At 67.7% G+C, this 7,349-nt stretch carries 8 protein-coding genes and 1 pseudogene; 6 read left to right on the forward strand and 3 right to left on the reverse strand.

The features are described from left to right. Positions 1-928, reverse strand: a 928-nt coding sequence (locus Q322_RS0119000; protein WP_281173666.1) for an AAA family ATPase, incomplete at its 3' end; no start/stop codon positions are given. Between the two features lie 183 nt (positions 929-1,111). On the opposite strand from Q322_RS0119000, the gene Q322_RS0119005 reads away from it, so the two are divergent. The 5 genes from Q322_RS0119005 to Q322_RS0119025 all read left to right on the forward strand — a co-directional run bounded on the left by Q322_RS0119005 (position 1,112) and on the right by Q322_RS0119025 (position 3,869). Beyond that, positions 1,112-1,615: a DUF4384 domain-containing protein gene (locus tag Q322_RS0119005; protein ID WP_029479436.1), complete on the forward strand. Its 504-nt coding sequence runs from the start codon at positions 1,112-1,114 to the stop codon at positions 1,613-1,615. A gap of 102 nt (positions 1,616-1,717) precedes the next feature. Further along, positions 1,718-2,080, forward strand: a complete 363-nt coding sequence (locus tag Q322_RS0119010) for a nucleotide pyrophosphohydrolase (protein ID WP_029479437.1) — start codon at positions 1,718-1,720, stop codon at positions 2,078-2,080. Positions 2,081-2,109: 29 nt separating this feature from the next. Beyond that, positions 2,110-2,589 (forward strand): DinB family protein, encoded by a 480-nt coding sequence (locus tag Q322_RS21300; protein ID WP_415831346.1) that lies wholly within the window; start codon positions 2,110-2,112, stop codon positions 2,587-2,589. A gap of 20 nt (positions 2,590-2,609) precedes the next feature. After that, positions 2,610-3,077: a Nudix hydrolase gene (locus tag Q322_RS0119020; RefSeq protein ID WP_029479438.1), complete on the forward strand. Its 468-nt coding sequence runs from the start codon at positions 2,610-2,612 to the stop codon at positions 3,075-3,077. Positions 3,078-3,134: 57 nt separating this feature from the next. Beyond that, positions 3,135-3,869, forward strand: a complete 735-nt coding sequence (locus Q322_RS0119025) for a YkgJ family cysteine cluster protein (protein ID WP_029479439.1) — start codon at positions 3,135-3,137, stop codon at positions 3,867-3,869. Positions 3,870-4,016: 147 nt separating this feature from the next. Here Q322_RS0119025 and Q322_RS0119030 read toward each other — a convergent pair whose 3' ends face one another. After that, a complete protein-coding gene (locus Q322_RS0119030; RefSeq protein WP_029479440.1) occupies positions 4,017-4,574 on the reverse strand; it encodes a metal-binding protein in 558 nt (185 codons plus the stop codon). A gap of 124 nt (positions 4,575-4,698) precedes the next feature. On the opposite strand from Q322_RS0119030, the gene Q322_RS0119035 reads away from it, so the two are divergent. Next, entirely contained in the window at positions 4,699-6,852 is a 2,154-nt protein-coding gene (locus Q322_RS0119035; protein ID WP_029479441.1) for a S8 family serine peptidase, read from the forward strand. Positions 6,853-7,025: 173 nt separating this feature from the next. Here the strand turns inward: Q322_RS0119035 and Q322_RS23980 are convergent. Next, a pseudogene (locus tag Q322_RS23980) lies at positions 7,026-7,349 on the reverse strand (transposase); the annotation flags it as partial.

Genomic DNA, 7,349 nt, shown 5'->3' on the forward strand with positions numbered 1-7,349 from the left:
GTTGATTGAGGGTCTGTTCGCGCTCGTCGTTGCCGCCCTGCATCGAGACGCCGCGCTTGCGGCCCACCGCGTCGATCTCGTCAATGAAGACGATACAGGGCGCGCTCTTGCGCGCCTGCTCGAACAGGTCACGGACGCGCGCTGCGCCCACGCCGACGAACATCTCCACGAAGTCTGAACCGGAGATGGAGAAGTAGGGGACTTTGGCTTCCCCGGCCACCGCTTTAGCAAGAAGAGTCTTGCCGGAGCCGGGAGGACCGACGAGCAATACGCCGTGGGGGATGCGGGCACCGAGGAGGTGGTATTTCTCGGGCTGGCGGAGGAAATCCACGACTTCTTGCAAATCCTGCTTGGCCTCGTCGCAGCCGGCGACGTCGGTGAAGTTGAGCTTGATCTGGCCCTCGGCGATCACCGCAGCTTTGGATTTGCCGAAGTTGCTGGCGGCGTTGCTGCCGCCGCCGCCCGCGCCGCGCATGCTGCGCCACAGCACCACCAGGATCAGGGCGGTCAGGACCAGCGGCAGCGCCTGCGTGATCCAGCCAAAGGGCGAGCCGCCCGAGACCACCCGCAGCGGCACGTTCGCCGCCCGAATTTTGTCCAGCGTCGCGCCGTCGGGCGGCACCACCAGCGAGCGCACCGCCTGCGAGCCGCCCGTTCCGGCCACAAAGGTCACGCTGGCGTTTCCAGCACTGTCCAGCCGAACCGTGGCCACCCGGCCCGCCCCCAGGTCCTCGAAAAAGCGGTTGGTGCTGTAGCCGGTCGCCACCGTCAAGGTGCCCAGCGCCGCCGAGGTGCTGGGGGTCAGGCCCGCGGGGTTTTGCTGCGTCACCGCAGGCGTGACCTTCTGCCCCTGCGCCACGGCGACAGCACAGAGAACGGCAGCAAAGAGCGCAAACAGCAACACCAGGGAACGCGCGGCGCGGGTCATGCGTCATGCTATGCCAGCGCCGCAAACGGCAACCGTCAGCAAAGGTGGGTTCATGCCGCGGCTTCAGGGAATGCCGCACCATATTCACCGTGATTCCACTGTGGCCAGCCCTCCCTGAAGTCTGAACTGTAAGCTGGATTGCTTCTCAGGTTCCCGTCAGCCTCAGCGCCTATGCTGCCGGGTATGCGTACATTATTTCTGTTCGGCGCGCTGGCCCTGGGTCTCAGCGCCTGCACCGTCACGGTCCGGCCCGACTCCAATGCCAGTGTCCAGCTTCAGGGGCAGCGCAGCAACCTGATCACCGGCCTGCGGCCTGACCGGGGCGAGGGCAGCACCTACGCTGTGGGCGAGGCGGTGCGGTTCCAGTTCAGTACCCGAGTGCCCGGCTACGTGACCCTGATCGCCCTGCAAAGCAACGGCTTCGCCAGCGTGCTGACCCAGAACGCCTACGTGAACGCCGGGACCACCTTCTTCCCGCGTGCCGAGGACCGTGTGGTGTACAACCTGGCCGAGCCGCGCGGCATCCAGCGCGTGCGCGCCATCTTTACCCGCGTGCGCCCCACCACCAGCATCGTGCTGAGCGGCAGTTACGACAGCGCCCGCTGGAACACGGCTACCACCGCCTACCTGGACCCCTACGCCCAGGGTGACCGCGACGTGCAGGAAACGTTCCTGTATATCCGCTGATACCGATAGATCCGCCAACACTGAAAAGTCCGATGCCCCCACCCTCTTCCCAGCGGAGAGGGCTTTTTTTGATGTGGTTGACCGACGCGCTAGCCTGCGGGCATGCCTGTGCCCTCACCCCAGCCTCTGACCTTCGCCGACGCCAGCGCCCGTGTGGACGCGTATATCTCGCAGTTTGAGGAGGGCTATTTTCCACCGCTGCTGCTGATGGCCCGGCTGAGCGAGGAGGCGGGCGAGGTGGCGCGTGTGATTGCCCATGAACACGGCAAGACGCCCAAACCCGGTGAGGACGCGGGCGATCTGGAACTGGAACTGGCGGACCTGCTGTTCGTGATGATCTGCATGGCCAACCGGGGCGGCATCAGTCTGGAACGTGGTTTTGCCCGCATGATGGACAAGGTGGAAACCCGCGACGCGGGCCGCTGGACCCGCAAGGACAGAACTGTTAATGGAGGGAGCGTATGAGCGCCGATCCCCGCTATCCCCTCGGCCCGATGCCCACGCCGCTGAAATTGAGCACGCCTGAGCGGGAGGAGGCGCTGGAACATCTGCGCCGCCTGCCAGACGAATTACGCGCCGCCGTCGCCGGACTGAGCAATACGCAACTGGACACCCCTTACCGTGACGGTGGCTGGACCGTGCGGCAGGTGGTCCACCACGTCGCCGAGAGCTATATGAACGCCTTTATCCGGGTCAAGCTGGCGCTGACCGAGGACAATCCCAGCGTCAAACCATACGAGGAAGACCGCTGGGCCAGGTTGCCGGACAGTGTCCTGCGTCCTGCCGCCGGAAGTCAGCCTGACGCTGCTGGACGTCCTGCACGCCCGCCTGCTGCCGGTGCTGGAAGGCGTGACCGACTGGAGCCGCCCGTGGACGCACCCCGCGCAGGGCCGCACCTACACGCTGGACACGCTGCTGGCGATGTACGACTGGCACGGGCGGCACCATGTCCGGCACATCACGGCCCTGCGTGAGCAAGAGGGCTGGTAAGGCCATGCAACACGATGACAACACCCATGTGGAGGTGGGGCGGAAGGCCGCAGGAGTCGTCATTCTGAATGCGGAGGGCGACATCCTGCTGGTGCGCGAACTCGGCACGCCGGGCGAACCCCAGAAGGCGGGCCTCTGGCACATCCCCAGCGGCAGCGTGGAGGACGGCGAGAACCCGCAGGACACCGCCGTGCGCGAGGCTTACGAGGAAACCGGGCTGCGGGTCACGCTCACGCGTTTTCTGGGGGCGTATCTGGGCCGCTTTCCAGATGGCGTGCTGATCCTGCGGCACGTCTGGCTGGCCGCACCCCTGCCGGGGGGGACGCTCCAGCCCGCCTTCATGCATGAGGTGGCCGAGGCGCGGTACGTGGGCCGGGCGGAATTTGACGCGCTGTACGCCGCCGGGAAGATTCGCATGTATCAGACCAGGGTGTTCTATGACGACGCCTTGCGGGAAGTGGCGAGCACTTGACCTTCAATCCCACCCACCTCTCCATCCGGTACGCGGCGGCGGGGTAGGCTGCGCCGCATGAGTCAGGCCCCCTTGCAGAGCGATCCGGTCACGGCCCCCGTCGTGCGGGCCTATGAGCGCTACGAGCGGCAGGCCGACAGATGGCAGGCGGGCTACCGGGCGCGCGGCGGCAAGGTGTTCTGCGGGGCGGGGTGTTTCCAGTGCTGCAACATGCCCATCCGGGTGTCGCTGGCCGAGGCGCTCATCACCGCCCGCACCATTGAGGGCGCGCAGGCGGACGCTGTGGAGGCGCACGCCCGCGCCGCCCTCCAGAACGCACGCACCGCGAAGGACGACGCCCAGTACGTGCAGCGCCACCGGCAGGAGGTGGGCTTCTGCCCGCTGCTGGACCGCCAGAACGGGGCCTGCACCCAGTACGCCGCGCGGCCCACCCGCTGCCGCGACACCTTCAGCGCCTTTCCGGCCCACTACTGCGCCGAGGGGACCTGGGAGGCCATGAGCGCCCGCGAGAAGCGCGAATACCACCGTGAGGTGGCCCGCACCCCCGGCACCGACGGCGAGTGGCACTTTATCGCACCGCTGGAACACCTCTCGGAGCCGGTCTGGGTGGCGGCCTCAAAGTCAATGCGCGCACAGTGGGGCCTGGAGGTCTGGGGTGACTTCTGGCTGCTGACCACGCTGGCCGCCGATGCGGACTTCATGGTGCGGGTCCAGCGCGGCGACGCACGCGGAGCGTGGCAGGTGGCGAGCGGTCGGGGGCTGGCGCACCGGGAACTGCTGCAAATCGAGTAGCGACCTGATGGATGAACGTCCCATAGATCTTCATGCCACCCGCCTGCCCGGCGGCCCCCTCACCCCCGCTGCCTGCGTGGCGTCCCTTCCCCGCAAGGGGAGAGGGGAAAAAGGCTTCAATCCCCGTTAACTATTGGATGTAGACGCTCAGGCCCTGCGACTTCTAGCCCGCCCGGGCCGCGCGCGCGAACGCGGCACCTTTAACCTTCCCGCGCCGTGCCGGAACCCGTGATCGGGGCGGATGCCGTCGGCGATCAGGTGCAGCCACTGACTGAGGTAATAGCCCAGCACCACCGGCACGATGAACTTCAGGCTGATCGGCTGCGGGATGGTGGGCAGCGTCAGCGCGGGAGCGGCGTAGCGCAGCACGCCCACGATCAACGTGACCAGTAGAGCTAGGTAGGCCAGGCGGGTCAGCGGTCCCAGCACCCAACTGTGAGACAGGCCCCGGTGGCGAAACAAGCGGCCATAGGGTACCCACGCCACGCCCAGCAGCCCCCAGTGCCGCTTGCTGTCCACCCGGCCCTCGGCCAGATCCAGGTCCGGCGACAGCAGGAAGGTGCCAGCGGCGTAGGCCACGGTAAAATTCAGCGCCTGCACCGGCGTGATGGTCAGCAGGTCCTGGCGGCTCAGGGCCAGGGCGGCGGCGGACAGAATGCTGTAGGCTGCGATGTTGATCAGGTTGTGGACTCGTCCGCTGGGCACCCTTCTATTGTGCTGTGCTGGAGGGGAATTTTGCCAGACCCCCGCAGCCCCCCCGTCGCCCTCCCCCAGCGCGGCCCGCCCCCTTTCACGCAGCGCCCACCGCGATACGGCATGCTACGGAGCGATGGCACGCCTGCCCCTGTCCACCCTGCCCCTGCCTACCTTGACTCTGGGCCTGGCGCTGGCCTGCACGCTGGCCGCCTGCACCCCGGCTGCGCCGCCGCTGGAGAATCCACCGCTCCAGGACCGGGTGCTGAATCTGGGCACACAGCGGGGCACGCAGGCCACGCAGCCGTTCAGCGGCACCTGGACCATGACCGGGAAGCCCGACTGGCTTCAGGTCTCGCCCACGTCGGGCCAGGGGAACGTGACCGTGCAGGTCAGCGCTGACCGGGGAACCGGCACCCCCTTAAAAGCCGACGCCGCCGTGCTGACAGGTCTGATCGAGATCGCGTGGACGGCGGGAACGGGGAAAACGCCGGGTGGCGCAGAGGCGCAGAGTAGCGAGGCGCAGAGCGGCACCGCCACCTGGACCGTCCGGGCCGATCAGTACGTCCTGAAAGGCCGACTGCGCGAGGAGGCCAGCGCGCAGGGCCAGGACCTGCGGGTGGGCACTGGCCCCTCAACCCGTCAGTCGGAGGGAGAGCAGGCGCGCGGCATCATCGTCAAGTACCGTGACCCAGGCGGCGCGGCCAGCGGCGAGGGGCGGAGCACCGTGACCCAACTCGCCGGGGAAACCCTGCGGGCCTCCGCCCTGAGCGTGGGGTCCAGCCGCCCGCTGTCGGCAGACACCGCCGCGCTGTGGGTCGGGGACGTGCAGGCGGCCCTGCGGACTCTGCGCGCCGATCCACGGGTGGAATACGCCGTTCCCAACGCCATCCTGCGCGCCCAGACCTCAGCTCAGCCGCTCAGCGCGCAGCAACTCCCCCTGGCCCAGCCCCTGGAACCGACGGACCAGTACGCCGCGCTGCAATGGCCCTTCCGGCTGCTGGGCTACCCCGCCGTGTGGCGCGACATGGAGGGCGGCGCGTATTCGCGGCCCGTGACGGTGGCGGTGGTGGACAGCGGCGTGCGTTACGACCACCCCGATCTGGCCGGCATGCTCTGGAAACCGGGCGAGGGCGCGCTGGATCTGCTGACCGATCCCAAGAATGGCGACGGGGACGGCGCAGACACCGATCCCACTGACGCCGGGAACAGCGCGCGCACCACCGGCAGCCACGGCACCCACGTCACGGGCATCATCGCGGCCCGCTGGGGGCAGAACGCGCCGTCCTGTGCGGGATGCAGCCCCACTGGTGTCGTCGGCGCGGTGCGGCGGGCCAACGTGAAGGTGCTGCCGCTGCGGGTGATCGACGCGGCGGGCAACGCTGAAACTGCCGACGTGGCCCTGGCAGTGCGCTACGCCGCTGGGCTGCCGGTCACGCTGGCGGGACGGGCGTTGACCAACCCCCGGCGGGCCGCCGTGATCAACCTGAGCCTGGGCGGGCCGATCAGCGCCGACACCGCCCGTCCCCTGTGCGAGGCCGTGCAGGCCGCCCGCGACGCCGGATCGCTGGTCATCGCGGCGGCGGGCAACGGCTACGGCACCGCGCCGTATTACCCAGCAGCCTGCCCGGCGGCGGTGGCGGTAGGCAGCGTGACCCTGTCGGGCGGCAGCGCCCCCAAACACGCGGTCTACAGCAACGCCTACCCCGCCGTGCAGCTCAGCGCGCCGGGCGGGACGGACCCGTTGCAGGCTCCCAGCACCTTTAACGGCGGCATCTTCAATGGCAAGCCCTTCCAGGATCTGGTCCTGTCCACGAGTTGGGACTACGCCAAAAATCAGCCCACCTATGAGGCCGAGGCCGGGACCAGTCAGGCCGCTCCGCAGGTATCGGCGCTGGCCGCGCTGCTGCTCAGCAAGGGCGTAACAGGTGACGCGGCCTCCACCCTGGCCCGCCTGAACGCCACCGCCACCGACCTGGGCGCAGCCGGGCGCGATCCGCTGTTCGGCTTCGGCATGATCAACGCTGCCGCCGCGCTGGGCGCGCCAAACATTAGCGACACCCTGGGCCTGCGGCTTCAGGACTCGCGCGGTCTGGTTTTCCAGCCTGCCGTGGACGCCCTGGGCCGCTTTACCGCTTATCTGGGCAGCGGCACCTTCAACGTTATCGGGGGCCGGGACCGCAACGGCAACGGCATCTACGGCGAGACAAACGAACCCCGCGCCGAACGCTCCGTCACCCTGGGGCCGGACCGGGTGCAGGTGGATGTGGGCGACCTGCTGCCGAAATAGGGCTGAACTCCTTAAGGATTGAACGGATGACTGTGAACAATATTCTAGGGTCTTTGACGCTACTTAGCATGGCGTTACTTATCTATTTCCTGATACAGGCCGTCCGCAAGCGTCCCAGAGCAAAAAGGTACATGCTAATTTCAGGAGTATTAGGCCTGGCGGCCTGACAAATTTTATGAGAGCGGACGAAAAACGAGTTGCCAGCCGACTTCAAGGGTGGTTTGAGGAGGGGCATGAAGGCGTTTCCGCTGACCTGGTGGCTCAGGGTCAGGCCCGCCCTGGAGCGTCAGGTGAGAGAAGATTGCCTGACCACGGCTCAGCGCGTAATGAACCGCCCGGAGACCGATCTTGAGGTAGCTCAGCGCCCGCCGCCAGTGGGGATCGACGTGTCGTCGATCCCCACGCTGCACCACCTCGATACCTTCGGAGACGAGCAGCAAGGTCGCCACCGACAGCACCAGGATCAGGCGCTCCAGACTGGCGGCGTCGCGCAGCCT

Source organism: Deinococcus frigens DSM 12807, assembly GCF_000701425.1.
Taxonomy (GTDB): Bacteria; Deinococcota; Deinococci; order Deinococcales; family Deinococcaceae; genus Deinococcus; species Deinococcus frigens.

Coding starts and splice junctions, on each gene's coding strand:
- Q322_RS0119005 (WP_029479436.1), top strand. CDS start 1,112: ATGCGTACATTATTTCTGTTCGGCGCGCTGGCCCTGGGTCTCAGCGCC.
- Q322_RS0119010 (WP_029479437.1), top strand. CDS start 1,718: ATGCCTGTGCCCTCACCCCAGCCTCTGACCTTCGCCGACGCCAGCGCC.
- Q322_RS21300 (WP_415831346.1), top strand. CDS start 2,110: ATGCCCACGCCGCTGAAATTGAGCACGCCTGAGCGGGAGGAGGCGCTG.
- Q322_RS0119020 (WP_029479438.1), top strand. CDS start 2,610: ATGCAACACGATGACAACACCCATGTGGAGGTGGGGCGGAAGGCCGCA.
- Q322_RS0119025 (WP_029479439.1), top strand. CDS start 3,135: ATGAGTCAGGCCCCCTTGCAGAGCGATCCGGTCACGGCCCCCGTCGTG.
- Q322_RS0119035 (WP_029479441.1), top strand. CDS start 4,699: ATGGCACGCCTGCCCCTGTCCACCCTGCCCCTGCCTACCTTGACTCTG.